General features: G+C 51.2%; 21 protein-coding genes and 1 riboswitch. Of the genes, 17 read left to right on the top strand and 4 right to left on the bottom strand.

All coding sequences use genetic code 11. The features are described 5' to 3' along the window. Nucleotides 1-118: 118 nt before the first annotated feature. A complete protein-coding gene (locus FD23_RS04410; RefSeq protein ID WP_025895758.1) occupies nt 119-319 on the bottom strand; it encodes a YjzD family protein in 201 nt (66 codons plus the stop codon). Between the two features lie 119 nt (nt 320-438). Between FD23_RS04410 and dnaE the strand changes: the two genes are divergently transcribed. The 3 genes from dnaE (at nt 439) to pyk (ending at nt 6910) form a co-directional block, all read left to right on the top strand. Continuing rightward, entirely contained in the window at nt 439-3933 is a 3495-nt protein-coding gene (dnaE, locus tag FD23_RS04405) for a DNA polymerase III subunit alpha (RefSeq protein WP_230844809.1), read from the top strand. A 208-nt stretch (nt 3934-4141) separates the two neighbouring features. Continuing rightward, nucleotides 4142-5101: a 6-phosphofructokinase gene (gene pfkA / locus FD23_RS04400; protein ID WP_052933629.1), complete on the top strand. Its 960-nt coding sequence runs from the start codon at nt 4142-4144 to the stop codon at nt 5099-5101. Nucleotides 5102-5140: 39 nt separating this feature from the next. Further along, nucleotides 5141-6910, top strand: coding sequence for a pyruvate kinase (gene pyk / locus FD23_RS04395; protein ID WP_025895759.1), 1770 nt, complete (start codon nt 5141-5143; stop codon nt 6908-6910). Between the two features lie 215 nt (nt 6911-7125). On the opposite strand, the gene FD23_RS10365 is transcribed toward pyk, so the two are convergent. Together FD23_RS10365 and FD23_RS04385 are read right to left on the bottom strand one after the other, a co-directional pair. Beyond that, nucleotides 7126-7410, bottom strand: a complete 285-nt coding sequence (locus FD23_RS10365; RefSeq protein ID WP_230844810.1) for an ATP-binding cassette domain-containing protein — start codon at nt 7408-7410, stop codon at nt 7126-7128. Between the two features lie 165 nt (nt 7411-7575). Next, nucleotides 7576-7998: an acyltransferase family protein gene (locus FD23_RS04385; protein WP_003617623.1), complete on the bottom strand. Its 423-nt coding sequence runs from the start codon at nt 7996-7998 to the stop codon at nt 7576-7578. 190 nt (nt 7999-8188) lie between these two features. On the opposite strand from FD23_RS04385, the gene FD23_RS04380 reads away from it, so the two are divergent. The 14 genes from FD23_RS04380 (at nt 8189) to FD23_RS04315 (ending at nt 22026) form a co-directional block, all read left to right on the top strand. Beyond that, entirely contained in the window at nt 8189-9067 is an 879-nt protein-coding gene (locus FD23_RS04380) for a CvfB family protein (RefSeq protein ID WP_003617625.1), read from the top strand. Further along, nucleotides 9060-9956, top strand: coding sequence for a site-specific tyrosine recombinase XerD (xerD, locus tag FD23_RS04375; protein WP_002877591.1), 897 nt, complete (start codon nt 9060-9062; stop codon nt 9954-9956). Before FD23_RS04380 ends, xerD begins: the two co-directional genes overlap by 8 nt. A 10-nt stretch (nt 9957-9966) precedes the next feature. After that, nucleotides 9967-10320 carry a hypothetical protein gene (locus tag FD23_RS04370; protein ID WP_002877582.1) on the top strand — a complete coding sequence of 118 codons (354 nt, stop codon included), beginning with the start codon at nt 9967-9969 and terminating at the stop codon, nt 10318-10320. After that, nucleotides 10310-11044 (top strand): segregation and condensation protein A, encoded by a 735-nt coding sequence (locus FD23_RS04365; RefSeq protein ID WP_025895763.1) that lies wholly within the window; start codon nt 10310-10312, stop codon nt 11042-11044. The genes FD23_RS04370 and FD23_RS04365 overlap by 11 nt, the downstream gene beginning before the upstream one ends. After that, entirely contained in the window at nt 11034-11636 is a 603-nt protein-coding gene (gene scpB / locus FD23_RS04360; protein ID WP_013439396.1) for an SMC-Scp complex subunit ScpB, read from the top strand. The genes FD23_RS04365 and scpB overlap by 11 nt, the downstream gene beginning before the upstream one ends. Beyond that, complete coding sequence (locus FD23_RS04355; RefSeq protein ID WP_002877577.1) at nt 11636-12355, top strand: pseudouridine synthase; 720 nt, start codon at nt 11636-11638, stop codon at nt 12353-12355. The genes scpB and FD23_RS04355 overlap by 1 nt, the downstream gene beginning before the upstream one ends. A 26-nt stretch (nt 12356-12381) precedes the next feature. Next, nucleotides 12382-12497, top strand: a riboswitch (FMN riboswitch). Nucleotides 12498-12577: 80 nt separating this feature from the next. Continuing rightward, nucleotides 12578-13282, top strand: a complete 705-nt coding sequence (locus FD23_RS04350) for an ECF transporter S component (RefSeq protein WP_025895767.1) — start codon at nt 12578-12580, stop codon at nt 13280-13282. A 109-nt stretch (nt 13283-13391) separates the two neighbouring features. Next, nucleotides 13392-13787, top strand: a complete 396-nt coding sequence (locus FD23_RS04345) for a LysM peptidoglycan-binding domain-containing protein (RefSeq protein WP_025895768.1) — start codon at nt 13392-13394, stop codon at nt 13785-13787. Nucleotides 13788-13839: 52 nt separating this feature from the next. After that, nucleotides 13840-14517 carry a (d)CMP kinase gene (cmk, locus tag FD23_RS04340; RefSeq protein WP_052933630.1) on the top strand — a complete coding sequence of 226 codons (678 nt, stop codon included), beginning with the start codon at nt 13840-13842 and terminating at the stop codon, nt 14515-14517. A gap of 88 nt (nt 14518-14605) precedes the next feature. Next, entirely contained in the window at nt 14606-15811 is a 1206-nt protein-coding gene (rpsA, locus tag FD23_RS04335) for a 30S ribosomal protein S1 (RefSeq protein WP_025895771.1), read from the top strand. Between the two features lie 76 nt (nt 15812-15887). Further along, nucleotides 15888-17195, top strand: a complete 1308-nt coding sequence (gene der / locus FD23_RS04330; RefSeq protein WP_025895772.1) for a ribosome biogenesis GTPase Der — start codon at nt 15888-15890, stop codon at nt 17193-17195. Between the two features lie 203 nt (nt 17196-17398). After that, nucleotides 17399-17674 carry an HU family DNA-binding protein gene (locus tag FD23_RS04325; RefSeq protein ID WP_002877566.1) on the top strand — a complete coding sequence of 92 codons (276 nt, stop codon included), beginning with the start codon at nt 17399-17401 and terminating at the stop codon, nt 17672-17674. Between the two features lie 115 nt (nt 17675-17789). Beyond that, a complete protein-coding gene (locus FD23_RS04320) occupies nt 17790-19043 on the top strand; it encodes a tetratricopeptide repeat protein (protein ID WP_052933631.1) in 1254 nt (417 codons plus the stop codon). 121 nt (nt 19044-19164) lie between these two features. Then, nucleotides 19165-22026, top strand: coding sequence for a YfhO family protein (locus FD23_RS04315; protein WP_052933632.1), 2862 nt, complete (start codon nt 19165-19167; stop codon nt 22024-22026). 77 nt (nt 22027-22103) lie between these two features. Here the strand turns inward: FD23_RS04315 and FD23_RS04310 are convergent, their stop codons facing one another. Beyond that, nucleotides 22104-23039 carry a LysR family transcriptional regulator gene (locus FD23_RS04310; protein ID WP_025895775.1) on the bottom strand — a complete coding sequence of 312 codons (936 nt, stop codon included), beginning with the start codon at nt 23037-23039 and terminating at the stop codon, nt 22104-22106. Between the last annotated feature and the right edge of the window lie 210 nt (nt 23040-23249).

Genomic DNA, 23249 nt, shown 5'->3' with positions numbered 1-23249 from the left:
GAGTCATTTCCCGATCGAGCTCTTATTTCAAAATAAAATTGCCTAAAATCGTTGATAACACTTGACTTAGAGTAGAAAAAGGGCTAGCCGGTTAGGCTAGCCACTGTGGTCTTCTGTTTTATTTGTTGCACGCGGAGTCGTCATTGTATGACTTGGCCGTGATCTTTGGAATAATCAAAGAGAACAGCAGGCCAAATACGGCACCGACGATCAACAAGGTAACAGGGTTATACGTGCTCTGGGTCAGAGGGGCTCCGATGAAGCCGATGATGAAAGTATAAATCATCCCCCAGACGATGCAAACAATGTAACGTCCCATAGTATCTTCCTTCTTTCGCTCTGCATTTTACCAGAATCGGCAAGCAAATTCAATTGGTGGAAAAAGAACTTTGCTATAATTAAAATAACTAGCAAAAAGCGAAAGGCAGGGCGAGCAAGGTGAACATAGCAGCATTGCAGACGATTTCGGCCAATACCATTCTGGCCAGTCCAATGAAAACGGCTGACCTGGTCCAGGGGGCAAAAGAGCGGGGTTATAGCGCCGTGGCACTGACGGACATCAATGTAACTTTTGGCCTGGCCGACTTTTACCAGGAAGCCGTAAAAGCAGGGATCAAGCCCCTTTTGGGCCTGCAGGGCCGCTTTAAGGGAATCGAATTGGAAGAAGCAGAATATGACCTGGTCTTTTTGGCTCAAAGTCAAAAAGGCTACCAGTCCCTGATGCGCTTGTCCAGCTTTTTAAATATCGCTTCTGGCGACCTTGCCGGCTCGGCGCCTAGCCTGGCTGACCTGCCTGAATTGTCTGACTTGACCGTGATCGTGCCGGCCGGGCTGACCAGCGAACTGCGCCAGCTTAATAAACTGAGGAACAGTGGTGAGGAATATGTTAAAAAGCTCCAGGCCTTTTTGCCAAAAGGCCTACCTTTATACTTAGGCGTTTACCCGGCTGAATCCGCGGCCGCTTATGATGCCTATGTCAAAAAGCTGGCAGAAATTTCAGCCTTGCCCATCACGGTTGTTGAGGACGTCCGCTACTTAGACCCGGGCGACCAGTTTCTTTGCAAGGTCCTGCAGGCCATTAAGGAAAGACGGGTCCTGGATAAGCATGAACTGACCTTGATGGCGGAGGGGCAGGGGTCACATTGGCTGCGGCCCGCGCCTGTCCTGGAAGATGCCTGCCGGGAAATGGGCTTAGAAGAAGCTTTGGCCAACAGCGGCAAAATCGCGGCCAGCTGCCATGCTAAGATTCCTTTTAAGGAGCCACAGCTGCCGGTCTTTCCACAAGCAACAGGACTTTCTTCCGACCAATATTTGGAAAAGCTGGCTTTTGCCGGCCTGGAAAAATTAGGCCTTAGGCAGGGAATTTACCACGCCCGCTTGCAAAAGGAACTGGCCGTCATCCAGCAGATGGGCTTTGCTGACTACTTTTTGATCGTCAGCGACATCGTCAATTACTGCCGGCAAAGAGGCGCCCTGGTCGGCCCGGGCCGGGGGTCAGCTGCCGGGTCCTTGGTAGCCTATGCTTTAGGCATTACCCAAATTGACCCCTTAAAATACGACCTGCTCTTTGAGCGCTTCTTAAACCCCGCCCGGGCCGACATGCCCGACATCGACCTGGACTTTACCACGAGCGGACGAAAGCTGGCTTTTGCTTACGTGCAGGAAAAATACGGTGCTAAAGCCCGCTTTGGCGAGGGCTCTGACCTGGTGGCCCGGATTTTAGCCTTGACGACCATGAAGGCCAAAAGCGTCCTTGAGCGGACCGGCCAGGTCTTTGGCTTAACCCTGCCGGCTATCGCCCGCCTCAAGCAGGCCATGGGGGCAGCCAAAACTTTGGCCGAAGCTGGCCAGCAGGCTGAATTTAAGGCCCTGGTCGCTGCCAGTCCCTTGACCCGCCTTCTTTATCAAACCGCCGCAAGGCTGGAAGGGCTGCCGGAAGACACGGGCACCCACGCTCCCGGCCTGGTCATCAGTGAAGAGCCCCTATCCAGGCAGATCGGCTTGATGACTGGGAAAGAAGCCCCTCTGTGGACGGTTGAGCAGACCAAAAAGTACGTTGAAAAGTATGGTCTCTTAAAGATCGACTTTCTGACCCTGGACAATTTGGAACTTTTGGAAGGCGTTTTAGCAGAGATTCAAAAGTCCAGCGGCCCCCTGGATTTGACTCGGCTGCCCCTGGATGATCCGGATACTTTGCGCCTTTTTGCCCGCGGGGAGACCCAGCAGATTTTCCAGTTTAATTCCAGCGGGATGCAGGAGGTCTTAAGAAAAATCCAGCCCCGGACTTTTGACGACTTGTCCGTCGCCGTGGCCCTTTACCGGCCGGGCCCGATCGCCAGCATCCCCTTGTATGTCGCCCGGAGAAACGGGACCAGCCCGGTTCAGTATCCTGACCCCAGCTTAAAAGAAGTCCTGGGACCGACCTATGGTATTTTCGTCTACCAGGAGCAGGTCATGCAGACGGCCCGGATTTTCGCGGGCTTCAGCCTGGCGGAGGCTGACGTCTTCCGGAACGCGATTTCCAAAAAGCAGGCTGGCCTTTTAGCCGAAGAAAAGGGCAAGTTTGTCGCTGGCGCTGTCAGAAAGGGACACAGCCGGCAAGCCGCCGAGGCAGTCTACGCCTTAATCGAGCCTTTCGCCAACTACGGCTTCAACCACTCCCACGCCGTCGCCTATGCCCTTTTGGCCTACTGGCAGGCCTTCTTGTCCGTCCATTTCCCTAGGGAGTTCTACTTGGAAAAGCTCCGGGCCAGCCGGGGCAAGGAAAAAGGGGCCATCATCCGCCAGGCCAGAAAGGCCGGCGTTGAGATCCTCGGGCCCGACATCAACTTGAGCCAGGCAGAGGCCCGCTTGTTTGAAGGCCGGATCTACCTGGGCTTAAAGGACATTATGGGGATTACGCCGGCCTTTTTGGACCAGCTTCTGGCCCTAAAACGGCCAGTAACCAGCTTCCCGGCTTTTTTGCGGCAGCTAGATACCAAGGAGTTGAAAGAAAAGCAGCTGGTCCCCTTGATCGAAGCCGGCCTCTTTGACCAAGTCAGTCCCAACCGGGCCAGTCTTTTGGTCAACTGCGGCAACATGCTCAATACTGCCCGCTTGTCGCAAAAAAGCCTGGTCTTGCAGGACTTTTTAGCCGCCAAGGAAGAAAACGTGCCAATGCCGACGGCAGCAGAAAAGGTGGCTATGGAAGAAAGAGCCATGGGCTTTGCCGTAACGGCATCTCCCCTGGAAATTGCCGGCAAGGCCCTGGCCAAGCGTTATGGGGCCAAGCCTTTTGCTGGTCTTGCCTTAAACGAGACCGGGCAGGTGCTTGCCCAGTTCATTAAGAAAAACAACTGGCGGGTCAAGCGGGGAGCCCGGGCCGGTGAGTTAGGTAGCAACGCCGTCTTTAGCGACGGACAGACCAGCGAGAAGGTGACCATTTTTACCAGCCAGTACCGCCGCTTTGCCCAAATTCTGAAAGAAAACGCCGTCTACCTCCTGCAAGTTGACAAAAAAGAAGACCAAAAGGACAGCCGGGGCTACCAGCTGATCTTGCAGGATTTGCGCCTTTTGGACTTAAAGCAGCTCGAGCAGGCTGAAGAAGTCAAGCCGGTTACCGTCAAGCCTAAGGACCTGGCTCTTGAGCGCTATTTTGACCAGCACTACCGGACCAAGCGCTTAGGCGACTTCCAGGTTAAAGAAAGGGGCCTGGCACTGGCCAAGCTTTTGGCTGTCCGCTACCAGGAAGACAAGCGGGGACGGAAGATGGCGACTTTGATTCTGGCTGATTCTTCCGGCCGCTACAGGTGCTGGCTTTTTGCCGGGGAACTGGCCAAATTAACTTTGAATTTACAGGTAAATGACTACTACCTGCTCAAGCTGGAAGCTTTAGGCCAAAGAGAGAGCCTGGACTTCAAAATTTGGGACATGAAGCAGGTAAATTTGCGCTGAAAACGACTTGACCAATTTGCTTTTTTGAAAAAAATCTCTCCTAGTGAAATAAATAATAAACGCCAGGCTGGGATTTGTAAGCCCTAACAGGTCGAAAGTCTGAAAAAATCGAATTTAAACCAGATTTTACAAGACTTTATGCGGGAAAAATGTTATGATTTATGTGATGTGAGATATTACACAATTTAAATCATGATGAGGTGAATTCATGAAACGGATTGGTATTTTGACTAGCGGCGGTGACGCCCCTGGTATGAATGCAGCCGTAAGAGCCGTAACCAGAGTCGCGATCGCGAACGGTTTGGAAGTTTTCGGTATCAGATACGGTTTTGCAGGTTTGGTTGCGGGCGACATTTCCCCATTGGAAAGTGAAGACGTAGCCCATTTGATCAATGTTTCCGGTACCTTCCTCTACTCTGCGCGTTATCCTGAATTTGCAGAAGAAGAAGGACAGCTGGCTGGTATTGAACAATTGAAGAAGCACGGCATCGATGCTGTTGTCGTTATTGGTGGGAATGGTTCCTACCATGGCGCCCTGCAGCTGACCCGCCACGGCTTCAACTCAATTGGCCTGCCAGGCACGATCGACAACGACATCCCTTACACGGATGCCACGATCGGCTATGACACGGCCTGCATGACGGCAATGGACGCGATCGACAAGATCCGTGACACTGCTTCCAGCCACCACCGGGTCTTCATTGTCAACGTAATGGGCCGCAACTGTGGTGACATCGCTATGCGCGTCGGCGTAGCCTGCGGGGCGGACGCGATCGTCATTCCTGAAAGACCATATGATGTCGAAGAAATCGCCAACCGGCTCAAGCAAGCCCAGGAAAGCGGTAAGGACCACGGTGTGGTAGTCGTTGCTGAAGGCGTAATGACTGCTGACCAATTCATGGCTGAACTGAAGAAGCATGGTGACTTCGACGTCCGGGCCAATGTTTTGGGTCACATGCAGCGGGGTGGCACGCCAACTGTTTCTGACCGGGTGCTGGCTTCCAAGCTGGGCAGCGAAGCCGTTCACCTTCTTTTGGAAGGCAAGGGCGGCCTGGCTGTCGGCATTGAAAACGGCAAGGTTACTTCACACGACATCCTTGATTTATTTGATGAGTCTCACAAAGGTGACTATGACTTGTTAAAGCTCAACGCAGATTTATCAAGATAGTTATTTTTATAGTTTTTGATTTAGGGAGATTTTTTCAAGATGAAAAAAACGAAGATTGTTAGTACTTTAGGACCAGCTTCAAACGATATTGAAACTATTACCAAGTTAGCCGAAGCAGGCGCAAACGTATTCCGTTTCAACTTCTCACACGGCGACCACGAAGAACACTTGGCAAGAATGAACATGGTTCGTGAAGTTGAAAAGAAGACTGGCAAGCTTTTGGGTATCGCTTTGGACACCAAGGGTGCTGAAATCAGAACCACTGACCAAGAAGGCGGCAAGTTCACTATCAACACTGGTGACGAAATCCGCGTGTCAATGGACGCAACTAAGGCCGGCAACAAGGACATGATCCACGTTACCTACCCAGGTCTGTTCGACGACACTCACGTAGGCGGCACTGTATTGATCGACGACGGTGCTGTTGGTTTGACTATCAAGGCCAAGGACGAAGAAAAGCGCGAATTGATTTGTGAAGCTCAAAACACTGGTGTTATCGGCTCAAAGAAGGGTGTTAACGCTCCAGGTGTTGAAATCCGCCTCCCAGGGATTACTGAAAAGGACGCTGACGACATCCGCTTTGGTTTGAAGCACGGTATTAACTTCATCTTTGCTTCTTTTGTACGTAAGGCTCAAGACGTTCTTGACATTCGCGCACTTTGCGAAGAAGCTAACGCACCATACGTTAAGATCTTCCCAAAGATTGAATCACAAGAAGGTATTGACAACATCGACGAAATCTTGCAAGTTTCAGATGGTTTGATGGTTGCCCGTGGTGACATGGGTGTTGAAATCCCATTCATCAACGTGCCATTTGTTCAAAAGACTTTGATCAAGAAGTGCAACGCTTTGGGCAAGCCAGTTATCACTGCTACTCAAATGCTGGACTCAATGCAAGAAAACCCACGTCCAACCCGTGCCGAAGTAACTGACGTTGCTAACGCCGTTCTTGACGGTACTGACGCAACTATGCTGTCAGGAGAATCAGCAAACGGTTTGTACCCAGTAGAATCAGTTCAAGCTATGCACGACATCAATGTTCGGACTGAAAAGGAAATGGACACCCGGAACACTCTGGCTCTGCAACGCTTTGAAGAATACAAGGGCTCAAACGTTACTGAAGCTATCGGCGAATCAGTTGTCCGCACTGCTCAAGAACTGGGCGTTAAGACTATCATCACTGCTACTAGCTCCGGCTACACAGCTCGTATGATCTCCAAGTACCGTCCAGACGCAACCATCGTTGCCTTGACTTTCGACGAAAAGATCCAACACTCATTGGGTATCGTTTGGGGCGTTGAACCAGTTTTGGCAAAGCGACCTTCAAACACTGACGAAATGTTCGAAGAAGCTGCCCGCGTAGCTAAGGAACACGGTTTCGTTAAGGATGGCGACCTGGTAATCATCGTTGCCGGCGTACCATTCGGCCAATCAGGTACTACTAACTTGATGAAGCTGCAAATCATCGGCAACCAACTTGCTCAAGGTTTGGGCGTAGGCACTGGCTCAGTTATCGGCAAGGCTGTTGTTGCGAACAGCGCTGAAGAAGCCAACAATAAGGTTCACGAAGGCGACATCCTGGTAGCTAAGACTACTGACAAGGACTACATGCCAGCTATCAAGAAGGCCAGCGGTATGATCGTTGAATCTTCCGGCTTGACCAGCCACGCAGCTGTTGTCGGCGTATCACTCGGCATTCCAGTTGTTGTCGGTGCTGCTGACGCAACTTCAAAGATCGCTGACGGCTCAACTTTGACTGTTGACGCACGTCGCGGCGCAATTTACCAAGGTGAAGTTTCAAACCTGTAATCTAGGATTGCAAGTCTGACAACCACAGAAGAAAGAGTTCAATCAATCGATTGAGCTCTTTTTCTTTGCCAATTTTTTCTCTGCTTTCTTTAATGATTGCCTTGAATATAGCTAAGGCAGAAGAGGTATTTTAAACTGCTGAGCCGCTTTAAATCGTCTGCAAACTTAATCTACCCAAAAAGCATAGCCGACCTTAGAAGACCGATATGGGCTGTTTAACAGGGAGGAAAAAGCGCTTTTATGACCCAGATCTTGTTGGTCATGATGGTGGCTTCCCGGACGTCGTGGGTAACGAGCACTGTGGTGATGCCCTCTTTCTTGCAGACCTGGAGGATGAGCTCATGCATCTTGGATCTGGTCAAGGCATCAAGGGCTCCGAGGGGGTTGTCCAAAAGCAGGAGCTGGGGAGAGGACAGGAGGACTCTGGCTAAAGCAGCTCTTTGTCTCTGCCCCCCGGACAGGGTGGCCGGGTAGGCGTCAGCGTATTCTTCCAGGACCACCCGGGCTAAAAGGGCGGGTCATTGCCGGTCATGAGCAGGTTACCCAGGACGGTCTTTCAAGGCAAAAGGCGATCATCTTGGAACATGACCTGGGCCTGCTGGTTGAGGCCAATTTTTGTCCGTTCATGGTGATTTCCCCGGCTGTCGGTGCTTCCAGGCCGGCGATTAGGCGCAGGAGGGTGGACTGAAGTAGAACTGGCTGCCCTTGCTGATGGCTTCCAGCCAGCCGGTCAGCCACTTGTTCCAGCTAAAAGAGCCGCTGGTCAGCAAGAGAAAGGCCAAAAAGAGGCCGTTCCAGAAGAGGTAGGGAATACCGCTGCCGATATAGCGCTTTTTCCAGAAGACCGGCCAGTTTTGTTTTTCAGGCCGGCCCCAGTAGCCTAAAAAGAGAACCAGGCCGGTGATGAACATAAAGCCGAAGCGGGGAAAGTGCAGGATCAAGTGGGTTGATACTAAAAAGCGGCCGGCAGGGGTCGCCTTGTTGCCTAAAGCTGCGGCAAATGTGCTGGCCACGTGGTTGAGCACGACGCCGAACATAAAGAAGCAGCGCATCAGGTCAACTTCGTAAAGGTGTTTTTTCTTGGTCATGTAAGCCTCCTTTTCGTTGATTACCTAGATTAATTAAAGAACTTGGTCAAAACTTGCTTTAAAATAGAGAAAACTATGCGTGAATTGAAAAAAATCAGCGAACTGGCAGAAAAACTATTGTTAATTGCTTTATTTTCTTTCTTTGTTCCCGTATACTAGTGTTAGAATTATGTAAAGTTGGAGGCAGACTATGCTTGGAGAAATCCGGACCGGTAAAATCATTGACAGCAACGCTGAAGCCTATTTCGTGCAGATTGACGGCTTAACGTTCAAATTGAAGAAAGAAGAAATCACCCAGGAAGAGACGCCGGAAATTGGCGGGCAAATCACGGGATTTATTTATGATAACCAAAAACATGAACGGGAAATGACCCAGTTCCTGCCTTTTGCCCAGGCTGACCAATACGGCTGGGCCACGGTTACCAGGGTCCAGCGGGGTCTGGGGGTCTTTTTGGACATTGGCTTGCCCGATAAGGATATAGTTATGTCCCTGGACGACCTGCCACTTGACCCGGCCCGCTGGCCGCAAAAGGATGACCGCCTTTTGGTGCGGCTGGAAACTGATGACAAGGACCGGATCTGGGCCAAGGCCGCTGACGAAAACGTCTTTGACCAAATCGCTGTCCGTTTCCCCAACAACCTGGTCAACAAGAACCTGCTGGCCCGGGTATACTCCAGCAAGTCCCTGGGTTGCTTTGTTTTGACCAATGACTACTATTTGGGCTTCATCCATGAATCTCAAATGCAGCAGCCGCTGCGGCTGGGTGAGGAAGTCAAGGCCCGGGTAATCGGGGTCAGCCAGTATGGCCGCTTGAACATGAGCGTTTTGCCCCGGTCTTTTGAAGAAATTGACGATGACGCGGCTATGATCATGATGTCTTTGCGCCGCAAGGGCGACAAGACCCTGCCATTTAGCGATAAGAGCGAGGCCCAGGCCATCAAGGACTATTTTGGCATCTCCAAGTCTGCCTTTAAGCGGGCCTTAGGCAACTTGATCAAGCGGGGCCTGGTCAGCCAGGACAAGGAAGCCGGCACGATCAAGCTGATTAAGGATGAGGCGGATGAATAAGCTCGCTGAGCAGATAAACGATTATCTGCGCTATAGTCAGATTGAGCGGGGACTCAGTCCGAATACCATCGCGGCCTACCATCAGGATTTGCTGGAGTTTCTGGCCTTTGTCAAAGAAGAGCAGATGCCCGCTTGGCCGCTGGAAGCCGTGGAAATTGATGCTTTTTTAGCTAAAGAGCGGGACTTGGGCAAGGCTAACAGCTCTATCAGCCGGCTGGTGTCGACCCTGAGCCGTTTTTACCAGTGGCTGGTCCGCCAGCAGCTGATCGCCCTGGACCCCATGAGCCAGATCGATGCTCCCAAGCGGGAGAAGCGGATGCCTTTGGCTTTGACTGAGGCTGAAGTGGGCAAGCTCTTAGAGCAGCCAGATCTGACTACGGATTTAGGAATCCGCGACCGGGCCCTTGTGGAACTGCTTTACGCGACGGGGATGCGGGTCAGCGAAGCAGTCAACTTGCAATTAGCCGATGTCCATGCCGACCTGCAGCTGATCAAAGTCCTGGGCAAGGGGAGTAAGGAACGGCTTATTCCGGTGAGCGCCCTGGCCTTAGACTGGATTAAGCGTTATCTGCCTGTCAGGGACCAGCAGCTTTTAAAGCGGGGCAAGAGCAGCGACTACCTGTTCTTAAACAGCCGGGGCGGGCAATTGACCCGGCAGGCTGTCTGGCAGAAGATCAAGAAGTACTGCCAGCAGGCCGGCATTGCTAAGGATGTGACTCCCCACACCCTCCGCCACAGCTTCGCGACCCATTTGCTGGAGCATGGGGCGGATTTGCGAGTGGTGCAGGAAATCCTGGGCCATACAGACATTTCCACGACCCAAATCTATACTAATCTGACCCAGAAGCATATCCTGGACGTCTACCAAAAGACCCATCCCCGCATTTAGAGGTGATCATATGCTAGTACCATATAAGAAAGATTATGAAAAAGTCGCCATGGGTCTCTTGTCCTATCTGCCGGATTTCAAGAACCTGCAGAATTTGAAGGAAGAGATGCAGCTCTACGCTGAAGACCCGGCCCACCAGCTCTACCTTTACCGGGACGAGGATCAAAACATCGTCGGCCTGGCGGGCTGCGAGACCGGGGTCGGCTGCCTGGTCCTGCGCTATTTGTCTTTAGCACCGGGTTTCCGGGACGATGAGCATTTTTCGGAAATCATGCGGGAACTGGCCCAGGAAGCTGGCAAGCAGAAAGTAATGACGGTTCCGGAATATACCTATTTGATGAAGTACTTGAACAATGATGAATGAAGGCATGACCATTGAGCTGCCGAATTTTGAAGGCCCCCTGGACCTTTTGCTCCATCTGATTCGGTCGCAGGAATTAGACATCTATGACATCCCGATTGCCCGGATTACCCAGCAGTACTTGGACTACCTCCAGAAGATGCAGCGGCTGAACCTGCAACTAGCCGGGGAATATTTCGTGATGGCGGCAACCTTGCTACGGATCAAGTCCCAGTATCTGCTGCCGAAAAACGACTTTGTCGAGACAGAAGAAGAATTTGCCGACCCCCGGGAAGAACTGGTTGAGCAACTGGTTCAGTATTCCGTCTTTAAAAAGATTTCGGCCTACTTCAAGGTCAGAAATGACGAGGTACCAGTTTTGGCCGCCAAGGAGCCCAGCGTGGCTGTAGGGGCCAAGGTTCAGCCCCTGCCTTTAGGGCAAATCAGCCAGCAGGACCTCACGGCCAGCTTTATTTTGGCTATGCGCCGCTTTAAGAAAAGGAACGACCATGCCCAGGTGACCTTGACTGGCCGGCCGATCCAGGAAATGATTGCCTGGCTAAAGGAAGTTTTAGAGCAGCAGGGCCGGGTCAGCTTTTTTGCCTTGACTGACCAGGTGGAAAGCCTGGCCGACCTGGTTGGCCTTTTTTTGGCAATTTTGGAACTGGCCAAGGACCAGTACTTGAAAGTTAGGCAAAAGCGCCGCTTTGGCGACTTGGAAATAGAAAGGAGCAAGCATGACGAGTAAAATAGCCCAGCTGCAAGCCCTCCTTTATGTGGCCGGCGACGGCGGGATCAAGAAAGAGCAGCTGCGGGACCTGCTGCAGCTGGCGGACCCGGAAATTGAGAGTCTGGCCAAAAGGCTGCAGGAAAAACTGGCCAGTGATCCGGACTGCGGCCTGCAGCTTTTGGAAATCAACGACGAATATAAATTAACGACCAGCGGGGAAGTCAGTGACCTGGTGGAAGCCTATTTCAATAAGGACCTGACCAAGAATATCAGCCAGTCAGCCTTGGAAATTCTGGCGATCGTGGCCTACCGGCAGCCGATTACCAGAATTGAGATCGATGAAATCCGGGGGGTCAACTCTTCTGGTGCCCTGCAGACCCTGGTTTGGCGGGGCCTGGTCAAGGCCCAGGGGGTTAAGGACGCCCCGGGCCACCCCAAGCTGTACGTGACGACCGATTATTTTCTCCAGTACTTTGGCTACAAGTCCCTGGCGGATCTGCCGGTAATTGAGAATTTTGAAGACAGCAGCTTTGATGCCGACGGCCAGGTAGACCTGTTTGCCGAAAACGGCACGGCCGATAAAGCATTGCAGAAGATGGAGGATTTATAATGGCGGAAGAACGTTTGCAAAAAGTGATCGCCCAGGCGGGGATCGCTTCCAGAAGAGAAGCAGAAAAAATGATCCTGGCCGGCCGGGTCAGAGTCGACGGGCAAGTGGTAACCAAGCTGGGGACCAAGGTCAGCTCGATTGAACAAGTTGTTGTTGACAACCAGCCGATTGAAAGAGAAAGCCACCATACTTATCTCTTTTACAAACCCCGGGGCGTGATCTCCGCGGTTAAGGATAACAAGGGCCGCAAGACGGTGGCAGACTACTTTACAGATTTGCCATACCGCCTTTACCCGGTTGGCCGCTTGGACTACGACACTTCCGGCCTGCTCTTGATGACCAATGACGGGGAACTGGCCAACCTGCTCATGCACCCGAGAAACGAAGTTGACAAGGTCTACGTGGCTAAGATCAAGGGCATTCTGCAGCCAGATGAAATCAAGGCCTTGAAGAAGGGGGTCCAGATCGGCCGCTACAAGACCAAGCCGGCCCGAGTCAAGGTTTTGAAGACCAATCCCCGGGCCCAGACCCAGATCGTCCAGCTGACCATCCATGAAGGCCACTACCACCAGGTCAAGGAAATGTTTAAAGCTGTCAATCACCTGGTTGACAAATTGTCCAGAGAACGCTACTCCTTCCTGGACTTGCAAGGCCTTACATCCGGACAGTACCGGGAATTAAACCACAAAGAAGTTGACAGACTCAAGCAAGTGGATTAGAATGTAAACGTAATCAAAAAAATACAAGTTGTCTTCGGGGCAGGGTGAAAATCCCGACCGGCGGTGCAAGTCCGCGAGCCACGCGAGTGGTTGAATGCTGTAAAGCTACCGATAGTTATAGTCTAGATGGAAGAAGGCAGACGCTGGAATAATAAGCATGCTTACTAAGAAAGGTCTGTTGCTCTTCGAGGCAACGGACTTTTTTAATGGAGGTATGTTAATATGGAAGCTACTAACAAACGGACAGATAAATCAGTCAGCAACTGGCTCGCTTATGCCATGATCGGGGCCATCGCCTTTGTGGTTATGAAGTTTGAATTCCCGATCATGCCGGGTGTCAGCTTTTTGAAGATGGACTTCTCAGACGTCATCGTGGTCATTACCACCTTTATCTTCGGCATCGGCGGTGGGGTGGCCGTAGCCGCGATCAAGTGCCTCTTGTCCTTGATCTTTGCCGGCTTTGCCCTCCCGTCACTGGTCGGTGAACTGGCTGCCTTCCTGGCTTCAATGGCCTTTGCCCTGCCATTTTACTTCTTGGCTGGCTCAGTCAAGGAAGAAGACAGAAAGAGCCTGAAGGGCTACCTGCTACCGGCCCTGGGCCTGCTTTTGGGCGTTTTGTCATTGACGGTGGTCATGGCTTTGACCAACCAGTTCCTCTTGACTCCGGTTTACGCCTACACTTCAGTGCCGCAGGCAGCTGGGATGCACATGAGCTACGCTCAGCTGCTCACTTTTACTGAACAGACTTACCTGGGCAAGATGCTGCACATTCCAAGCATGTCCAGCTACATCATGGACATCATCGTCCCATTCAACTTGATCAAGGGGGCCATCAACTCAGTTGTGGTCTACATCCTCTTTGAATCTGTCTTAAAGACGATCAAGCCATTCGTGATCAAGCACTTCAGCGTTTCCAGCAAGTACTAATGCGAAAAGACAAATAAAATATTAGATGAGGCTTTCCTTAAGGAAGGCCCTTTCTTTTCAATTAGCACCTGGTTTTATGTTAAAATGTAAGCTTAAAGGGGGAAGCTAGATGGATCAAAATGCCCAAAAGCCCTTGTCTCGTCTGGCCTGCCAGCAAGCGGTCAGAGAAGAGCGCAAGAACAAGCAGGCGCCGTGGTGGACGGCCCTCTTGATCGCGGTTATGATGGCCTTGGCAGCCGTGCCGCTGATCACCAGTCAAAACAGTGACTACGCCGTTCCGCAAGCAAAGAAAGAGCAGGCTAAGCCCAAGCCGGCCGCTGAAAAGACTAGCAAGGCCAAGCCTGCTCCCAAGGTCAAGACTTACGTGGTCAAGGCCGGCGACAGCTGGGCCGCGATCGCCCAGAAGTACGGCATAAGCGCCGAAGAGCTGGCTGAGCAAAATGGTCTGGATACCAGCTCAACCCTGGCAGTTGGTCAGAAACTGAAGATCAAGCAAGCCAAATAGCTGAATTTATTGGAAAGGATTGAAGCGATACGAGTCGCTTCATTTTGATGTTATGCAAGTAGCAATTGATGGACCTGCTTCAGCAGGTAAGAGCACGGTGGCCAAGATTGTGGCCAATAAGCTGTCATTCGTTTATATCGACACGGGTGCTATGTACCGGGCATGTACTTTTATCGCCCGCAAGCACGGCCTGGACTATGGGGATGAAGCCGGGATTTTAAAGGCGATCGACGAAGACGGCATCGTTTTAGAGCCCGGCGAAAGCGGCCAGAAGGTTCTGGTAGCCGGGGAAGACGTGTCTTTGGAAATCCGGACCCCGGAAATCACGGCTAATGTCTCCCAGGTCTCAGCTCTGCCGGGGGTCAGAAGCAAGATGGTTGACTTACAAAGAAAACTTGCCGGGTCAACCAACGTGATCATGGACGGACGCGACATCGGGACCACGGTTTTGCCTGAGGCTGAAGTCAAGATCTTCCTGGTTGCCAGCGCCCGGTCTAGAGCAGAAAGACGGCTTTTGGACTGGCAGGAAAAGGGGATTGATGCCAAGCAGACGGTTGAGGAAATCGAAGCTGATATCGCCAAGCGGGACTACCTTGACTCCCACCGTGAAGTTTCACCTTTGAAGAAGGCAGCGGATGCAATCGAAATCGATTCAACTAATTTAACGATTGACCAGGTTGTTGCCGCTATTTTGGCCGAAATTGCTAAAAAAACAAATACCAGCAAGTAAATTCAAAAAAAGTCTGGTAAAATAGTAGCAAATTCATCTATTTTTTGGTAAAATAGAGAACGAATAAACAGGGAGGCATTTTGTATTTATGTCAGAAAATAATCAATTTTTAGATGCTCTTGCTCAAATGCGAGAAGTTAAGGCAGGCGACATCGTTGACGTTAGCGTTTTGAGCGTTGAAGATGGCCAAATTAACGTTGGTGTTCAAGGCGCCGGCGTTGAAGGTGTAATCACTCGCCGTGATTTCACCAACGACCGTAGTGTCAACTTGCGTGACGAAGTTAAGTTAGGTGATACCTTCAAGGTTTACGTAGTTCGTCGTGCAGGCGGTGACAAGGAAAACGGTGAATTTTTCTTCTCAGTAACCCGCGTTAAGGAACGTGAAGCTTACGACAAGTTGCAAAAGGACTTCGAAGAAGGCAAGACTATCGAAGGTAAGGTTACTTCATCAGTTCGCGGTGGTTTGCTCGTTGATGTCGGCACCCGCGGCTTCTTGCCAGCAAGCTTGATCTCAACCCGCTTCGTTTCAGACCTTAAGCCTTACATCGGTAAGACTATCAAGGTTAAGATTACTGAAATCGACCCGGCTAAGAACCGTCTGATCCTTTCCCACAAGGAACTGATCGAAGAAGAACGCGAACAAGCCTTTGAAAACGTTGCTTCACAACTGGTTGTCGGCGACGTAGTTGAAGGCCGGGTATCACGCTTGACCAACTTTGGTTCATTCGTTGATATCGGCGGCGTTGACGGTTTGGTACACATCTCAGAAATTTCATACAAGCACGTTGACAAGCCAAGCGACGTCTTGAAGGTTGGCCAAGATGTTAAGGTTAAGGTTATTGGCATCGACAATGACCGTCACCGTATCTCCCTGTCAATCAAGCAAACTGAACCATCCCCATTCGAACAAGCTACTTCAAGCTTGAACGAAGGCGATGTAATTGAAGGCGAAGTTAAGTCTTTGACCAACTTCGGTGCCTTTGTTGAAGTTGCTGACGGCATCCAAGGCTTGGTACACGTTTCAGAAATTTCATACAAGCACGTTGACAAGCCAAGCGACGTCTTGACTGTAGGTCAAAAGGTCAAGGTTAAGGTTCTTAACATTGACCCAAGTAAAAGAAGAATCTCCCTGTCAATTAAGCAAGCTGATCCAGAGAACGCTTCTTCATCAAACGACAGACCTCGCGCACGTCGTTCATCAAACAACGATGCATTTGCTCGCAAGTACATGAACAACGACGACAACGGCTTCTCGCTTGGTGACATGATCGGTGACCAACTTAAGAACCGTTAATCAGCACTAAAAAGACCGACCGTTGGTCGGTCTTTTTGTTTGACAATAATCAATAGAAAGCAAAAGAGGTGAAAAGATGCCATTACCAATTGTTGCCATCGTAGGGCGGCCAAACGTGGGCAAGTCAACTCTGTTCAACCGGATTATCAATGAACGGGTGGCGATCGTGGAAGACCGGCCAGGCGTGACCCGGGACCGGAACTATGCCCGGGCCAGCTGGATGGGCCACCAGTTCAGCATCATCGACACCGGGGGGATTACCTGGGAAGACAGTACGATTGACGAAGAAATCCGGGCCCAGGCGGAAATCGCTATTGAAGAGGCCGACGTCATCGTCATGCTGGCCGATGCCAGCCAGGGGGTGACCAGTCTGGATGAACGGATCGCCCACCTGCTCTACCGGGCCGATAAGCCAGTTCTTTTGGCCGTTAACAAGGCAGACAACCCTGAGCAGCGGACCGATATCTATGACTTCTACAGCTTGGGCTTGGGCGACCCAATCCCGGTTTCCGGTTCCCACGGGACGGGGATCGGTGACCTGCTGGACGAAGTAGTCAAGAACTTCCCGGCCGATGCCGAAAAGACCGAAGAAGGGGTTATCTCCTTCAGCGTGATCGGCCGGCCAAACGTGGGCAAGTCATCCATCGTCAACCGCCTGTTGGGCGAAGAACGGGTGATTGTGGCCAACGAAGAAGGGACGACCAGAGACGCCATTGACACGCCATTCGTCAAGGATGGAACCAAGTTCCGGGTTGTTGACACAGCCGGGATCAGACGGCGGGGCAAGGTCTATGAGAAGACTGAAAAGTACTCCGTCATGCGGGCGATGAGCGCCATGGAACGGTCAGACGTGGCCATCCTGGTCCTGGATGCCAGCACCGGGATCAGAGAGCAGGACAAGCACGTGGCCGGCTACGCCCATGAAGCGGGCCTGGGGATGATTATCGCTGTCAACAAGTGGGACTTGCCGAAGAAGGACTCTTCATCCGGCAAGGACTTTGAAGCGGTGATCCGAGAAGAATTCTCCTACCTGGACTATGCCCCAATTGTCTTTGTTTCGGCCAAGACCGGCAAGAACATCGACCAATTGCCAAAGATGGTCAAGGAAGTTTACGAGAACAAGAACCAGCGGATCCAGTCATCCGTCTTAAACGACCTGCTCCTGGAAGCCAGCCGCTTGGTGCCGGCGCCGATGGTCAAGGGCAAGCGGCTACGGGTCTACTACATGACCCAGGTCAAGACCAATCCGCCGACTTTCGTTATTTTCTGCAACGATCCAGAACTGATGCACTTCTCCTACCAGCGCTTTTTGATCAACCAGCTGCGGGAGAATTTCGACTTCACCGGGACCCCGATCAAGATCCTGCCGCGTAAGCGGAAGTAGGACCGGGCTTTTCTTTTTCAATTTGTGACATTCTCTTGAAAAAGTGCTAAGCCGCGGGTTAAAAGCCTTGTAGGGACAACGTTCTTGTGATATTTTAGAGAGCAGGGAATTAATTGAATGCAGCAAGCGCTCAGTGTCCCTCATTTCTACAAGAGAAATGAAGTGATTAGACTCGCGTCTAATTTATAGGAGGTGAATTCCACATGGCAAATAAGGCAGAATTAGTTTCAGAAGTAGCTGCAAAGACTAAGTTGACTAAGAAGGACGTTTCAGAAGCTGTTGACGCGGTTTTCGAAGCAATCCAAGAAGACTTGGCTAAGGGCGAAAAGGTGCAACTGATCGGCTTCGGCACTTTCGAAGTACGTGACCGTGCAGCTCGCAAGGGCCGCAACCCACAAACTGGTGCTGAAATTGAAATTCCAGCAAGCAAGGTTCCTGCATTTAAGCCAGGTAAGGCTCTTAAGGACGCTGTTAAGTAATTGACGCGCTTTAAAATAAAGAAACGCCGGTAATTCTGGCGTTTTTTTGTTTGGGCAAAAAACTTATTTAGCTGACTAGTTACGGTACAATAGTAAGCAGAAAGTGAGGACAAAGATGACATATTCTGAACAATTGTTGGACGCGATTCAAGGTCACCGTTTCAGCGAGAGCCGCGCCCTCTTGAAGCAGGCCCTGGAAAACGATGATCCGGAGATCCTGGCGTCTCTGGCGGAAAACCTGACCGACCTGGGCTTTACCGACCTGGCCAAGGAAGTCTACCGCAGCTTGATCGCTGATTTTCCCAATGAAGACCTCTTCAAGGTCTACCTGGCCGAAATCCTCCTCAATGACGGAGCAGAGGACGATGGCTTGACCCTGCTTTACAATGTGCCGGCTGATTCAGATGCCTATCTGGAAAGCCTCCTGGTCCAGGCTGACTACTACCAAAGCGAGGGCCTGATCGAAACGGCACGGGCCAAGATGGAGAAGGCCCGGCAGCAGGCCCCGGATGAAGATGCCATTACTTTTGGCCTGGCGGAACTGGACTACATGAGCGACTTGAACGACCAGGCCCTGCCTCTGTACCAGGACTTGCGGCAAAGACAGACCATGTTCGGGGAAGTCAATCTTAACCAGCGGGTCTTCCAGACCCTGGCTAAACTGGGCCGGTATGAAGAAGCAGCTGCTTTTATCAATGACCATAAAGAAGACCTCCTGGACATCGACGCCAAGTACCAAGCCGGGGTAATCATGGAAGAGGCCGGCCAGTTTGACAAGGCCATTTCCTTCCTTGATGATGTCATTAAGCAAAGCCCTGACTACGTTAACGCTTATCCTTTCCTGGCCAAGGCCTACCAGGAAGAAGACAACCCAGAAGAAGCCCTCTTTGCCGCTCAGACGGGCCTGGGCTACAATGAGTTGGATGAAGAGCTTTACCTGACTGGGGCTAGGGCAGCTGCCAAATTAGGCAAGGCTGAGGATGCTGAGGACCTCTTGCAGCGGGGCCTTGAGGTCAACCCGGACAATTCCAGCTTCCGCCTCTTGCTGAGCGACCTCTACTTAGCCCAGGGGCGGGCAGAGGACTCCTTGGCCTTGTTTACTGCTCTGGCTGACAGCGATCTGGAGCCCCAGGCCCACTGGAACATGGCCCGGTCCTACCAGGAAATGGAAAAATATGACCAGGCCCTGCAGGAATATCTCTTGGCCTACCAGAGCCTGCAGACCAGTCCTGCCTTCTTGCGGGGAATAATCTCCTTTGCTCAAGAGAGCGCCCATGGCGATCTGGCCCGGCAATTGCTAGAAAAGTACTTGAAGCTTGTGCCAGATGACCAGGAAATGCAGGATCTTTACGAACAGTTGAGAAATTAGAATTTTGGATGATGACCAGCTTTTGCTGGTCATTTTTCTTTTTTAATATTTTTTAGCCTTTTAGCTGGCAGGGAAGAAAAGCGGTAGAATAAAAAGATAGACCATTAAACATTTTGGAGGGATGATTTTGCAATTCAGCTTTAACAAAAAGCGTGACCGGGCCGTCTACTGGAAGTACTCGGTCTTCTTCCTTTTTTTGGCGGCCTGTGTTTTTGGACCTTACTTGGTTACAGGCCATAGCCTGATCTGGAACACTGACACGGCCAACCAGCACCTGCCCTTGCTGGTCAAGTACCGGGAGTACGTGTTCAGTTTCCTGCGCCACTTAAGCCAGGGGCCAGCTGAATGGTCCTGGACCATGGGCCTGGGCAGTGACCTGTTTTCAGTCTTTTCTTACTATACGATTGGTGACGTCTTTGCCTATCTGGCCCTTTTATTTCCGACCAGCCACCTGGTCTTTGCCTACCAGCTGATCCTGCTGTTGCGCCTGTACTTCGTGGGCTTGGCCTTTGTTTATTTTGCCCGTCATTTTGACTTTAAAGACGGTGTTGTCTTGATTGGCAGCGGTGTCTACATGGTCAATGCCTACCTGCTGTACGCGGCCCTGGCCCAGCCGATGTTCACCACGACCTTTATTCTTTTTCCCTTGATCGTGGTCCAGCTGGAGCGACTCTTGCAGGGGGGCAGCGCCTGGCCCTTATTCGGGGTCTTTGTCTGGATGCTGGTCAGCAACTATTACCTGGCCTTTGTCCTGGGCCTGGGGGCAATCATTTACCTGTTTTTGCGTTGGGGCCTGGCTTATTGGAAAAAGATTCCTTTCTGGCCAACAATTAAGAAGCTCTTCTTTGCCAGTTTAGGAGCGGTCCTTCTGTCAGCCGGCCTGCTTTTGCCGGAACTTTTGGCCGTGGTCAACTCCACCCGGACCGGATCGCAGTTTGCCAATGGCTTGACCTTTTATCCGGCCTACTACTACTTGCTTTTGCCAAAGGAACTGATTGACGGGGACAACTGGAAGTTGATGTTCTGGTCAGCCTTGGGCCTGGCCAGCATCATCCTGCCGGCCCTGGTCTACCTCTTCAGTAACTGGCGCAAGTACCGGCTGGTCGCTGCTTCTCTGTTATTAGGGGCAGTCATGCTCTTGATCCCGGCAGTCGGGGCAGTTTTTAACGGGGGGATGTCAGCGTCAAACCGCTGGACTCTGCTCTTGTACCTGCCTTTTGCCTTCAGCGTGATGGTCTTTGTCAAGGCCATCAGTGAGCAGGCGGTCAGTCAAAAGGAGATACGGCTGATTTTTACCACCAGCGGGATCTACCTGGTCTACCTGGTCGCCATGTCCTTTTTGGAAAATGACTACAAGCTCTTCTTGCCAGTCATCTTCCTCTTGCTCAGTCTGGGGGCTAGCTACCTGGTCAACGAAGGACGGGCTTTAAAGCGAGAATTACTGCTTACTGTAGCGGCTAACTTGGCCTTTAACGCCCTGTACGCGGCTCTTCCATACAATGGCAACTTTGCGGCCAAAATGCTGGTCAGGGGGGAATATGAGCAAATCGCGGAAGACCGCTATGGCGGCTTGAACCATATCCTGCCGGCCGGCTTTTACCGGATCAACACGGTGTCAAATAACCAGTTTGTCAGCCAGAAGAAGCTGTTTAACGACTTGACCAGCGGCCTGGCCAACGTGTCATCTTACTATTCCATCCAGAACCAGTACCTGGGTCAGTTCTCGACCGACCTGGGCAACCTGCAGTATGACAACAACATTCCCTTCCACCAGCTTGATGACCGGACGATATTGAACAATTTCCTAGGCGTCCGCTATATTTTTAACCAAAAATACTCAGTAAACGGTAGCAAGGTGCCAGGGACTTACGACCTGATCGCTGCTGGCAAGGAGAAAAAAGATCAAAATCAAGAGTCTGTCTACCAGGCCGAGCTCTACAAGACCACAGAGGCCTTCCCGCTGCTTTGGCTAAGCTATAAGGTAATTAGCCCCAGCCGCTACCAAAAACTGTCAGCGAGCCAAAAAGAGCGGGCTCTGGCCAGCGGGGTGGTGGTCAAGGGGGTTGGCCTTAAAGCCGCGAAATTGACCGGGGTCAAGACCATCAAGGCCAGCCTGGTCGATGCCAGTGGCAAGAAGCTGAGCAAGAATAAATTGACCTATACGAACTCTGATGCCAGCTACAAGTTGAAGCTGCACTTGTCAGATAAAGAAAAGGCCAAACTGGGCAAAAGCGAGCTGCATGTCGAGATCAGCCAGATTTCCTACCAGCCTTTCACTTTAAGCCAGCAGCTGGACTTGGAGCTGAAGAAGGCCAAGCAGGAGGCCGACCTGGCCGGGCAGACCTTTAATGAGCGGGCGACCCGCTACAAGTACTGGCGCTACCACCTTCTGGCCGGTTCACCAGACCCCAGCTACAAGCTGACTGTAACGGGGAAGAAGGCCAGTGAAACAATTGTGCAGAGAAGCCAGGATATGACTTCTTTTTACCGCCTGATCGACAGCGCGGTCATGAACATGGGCACTTACCAGACTCTGCCCAATAGTCTGACATTCCAGCCTTCAAAGCTGGGGACCTACCGCTTCAAGATCAAAGTTGTAGCAATTCCTTTGAATCAAGAATACACGAAAGAAGTGCGGCAGATTCAAAAGCAGGGGGTCAAGCAGCTGAAACTCGCGCAAAACCAGCTGACCGGCCTCTTTACTAGCAAGAAAGCCGGTGTTGTTACTTCGACCATCCCTTATTCAAACGGCTGGACGGCTACGGTTGACGGCAAGGCAGTCAAGGTAATTAAGACCAACACGGCCTTTGTCGGCTTCAAAATGCCAGCAGGCAAGCACCGCGTCCGCCTGATTTACCGGACGCCGGGATTGCGAAGCGGCCTGCTGATTTCACTCTTGACGGCTTTAGCCATCTTGGTTTATGCCGCGTTTAGTCACAAAGAATGGCGGCGGGAATTCCGGGCCAAGAAGAAAGAAAAATAGTTTTTAATAGTCAAATGCCAATAAAAAAACGAGCCAGCTGGCTCGTTTTTTGTCTGCATATTTTTAAATTTCTGCTCTTATTCCTTGATCAGCTTGCGGGCAACCAGGTCATCCTTCATCAGTCTGGTCATCACCTGGGCAACTTCCTTGGCCCGGTCGTTGGAGTCCATGTGGATGGTCAAACCGTTGTCTGACTGGATCAAGGTGTGAGGAAGTTCAACCTGGTTGTACTTAAGGTCTGGGTCCAGGTCCGGCAGCATGTATTCCAAAGTTGCCGTCCAGCCCAAACCGCCGACTGCCATTTGCAGGGCGACTTCGTAGTCGTTGACCTTGATACTCTTGTTAACGGAGAGGTTTTGGTCTTCAAGCAGGTGGTCAACGGCCTTTTGGAAGCCGGAGTCATCGCTTAAGGAAACCATCTTTTCTTCGCTGAGGTCCATCAAGAGCTGCTGGCTGAACGGAACGTACCGCTTGCCTTCTTGGTAAAGTTTGCTGGTTTCAGGGATGATCAAGAAGATCCGAGGCTGGAAGAGGAAGAAGTTCTTCAAGTTTTCCCCCCGCAGGAGCGGCCCCAGGTAGATGTCAACCATCCGGTTGTCGATCAAACGCTTGGCAGAGTTGATAGAGAAGGTCTTGACCAGTTCAAAGCGGGTGGTTTCAAACTGCTTTTGCAGAACGGGGATGATCTTCCTGCTTTCGCCTGGTGCCCAGATCGGGGAGAAACCGATCTTGATGTAGGACTGCTCTTCTTCAGTGAAGCGACGCAGGTCCTGTTCGATCTTCATCTGGTCGCTGTGCAGCTTGGCTAAGCCGTCGCAAAGGGTCCGGCCGGCTTCAGTCAGTTCAATCGGCAGGGTTCTTCTTTCCAGGAGAACGACATTGTATTTCTTTTCTGCCTTGCTCAAAACCTGGCTGACATATGGCTGGCTCAGAAAAAGCTTCTTAGCGATATCGCTGACTGTCTGGCAGTCTTCAGCAGTGGTCAAGATTTGGTAAAGTACGTCTTGTTTCATCTTAAGGCTCTCTTTTAAGTGAATGAATTTACAAAATAAATTTTACAATAAGATTATTATAGCGCCTTTTTCTTATTAGTCAACGCCAATCATGCTTACTCAATTTTGACATAATATTCGGTGAAATTCAAATAATCGCCAATTGCAAGAATAAATTGAACACTTACCATAACATCTGGTAGATTTTGACTATCTACGCCGGTAAATGCG

Source organism: Lactobacillus delbrueckii subsp. delbrueckii DSM 20074 = JCM 1012, from assembly GCF_001433875.1.
Lineage (GTDB): Bacteria > Bacillota > Bacilli > Lactobacillales > Lactobacillaceae > Lactobacillus > Lactobacillus delbrueckii.
The sequence above is the reverse complement of the archived record's forward strand: the minus strand, read 5'-3'. Positions and strand labels throughout refer to the sequence as shown.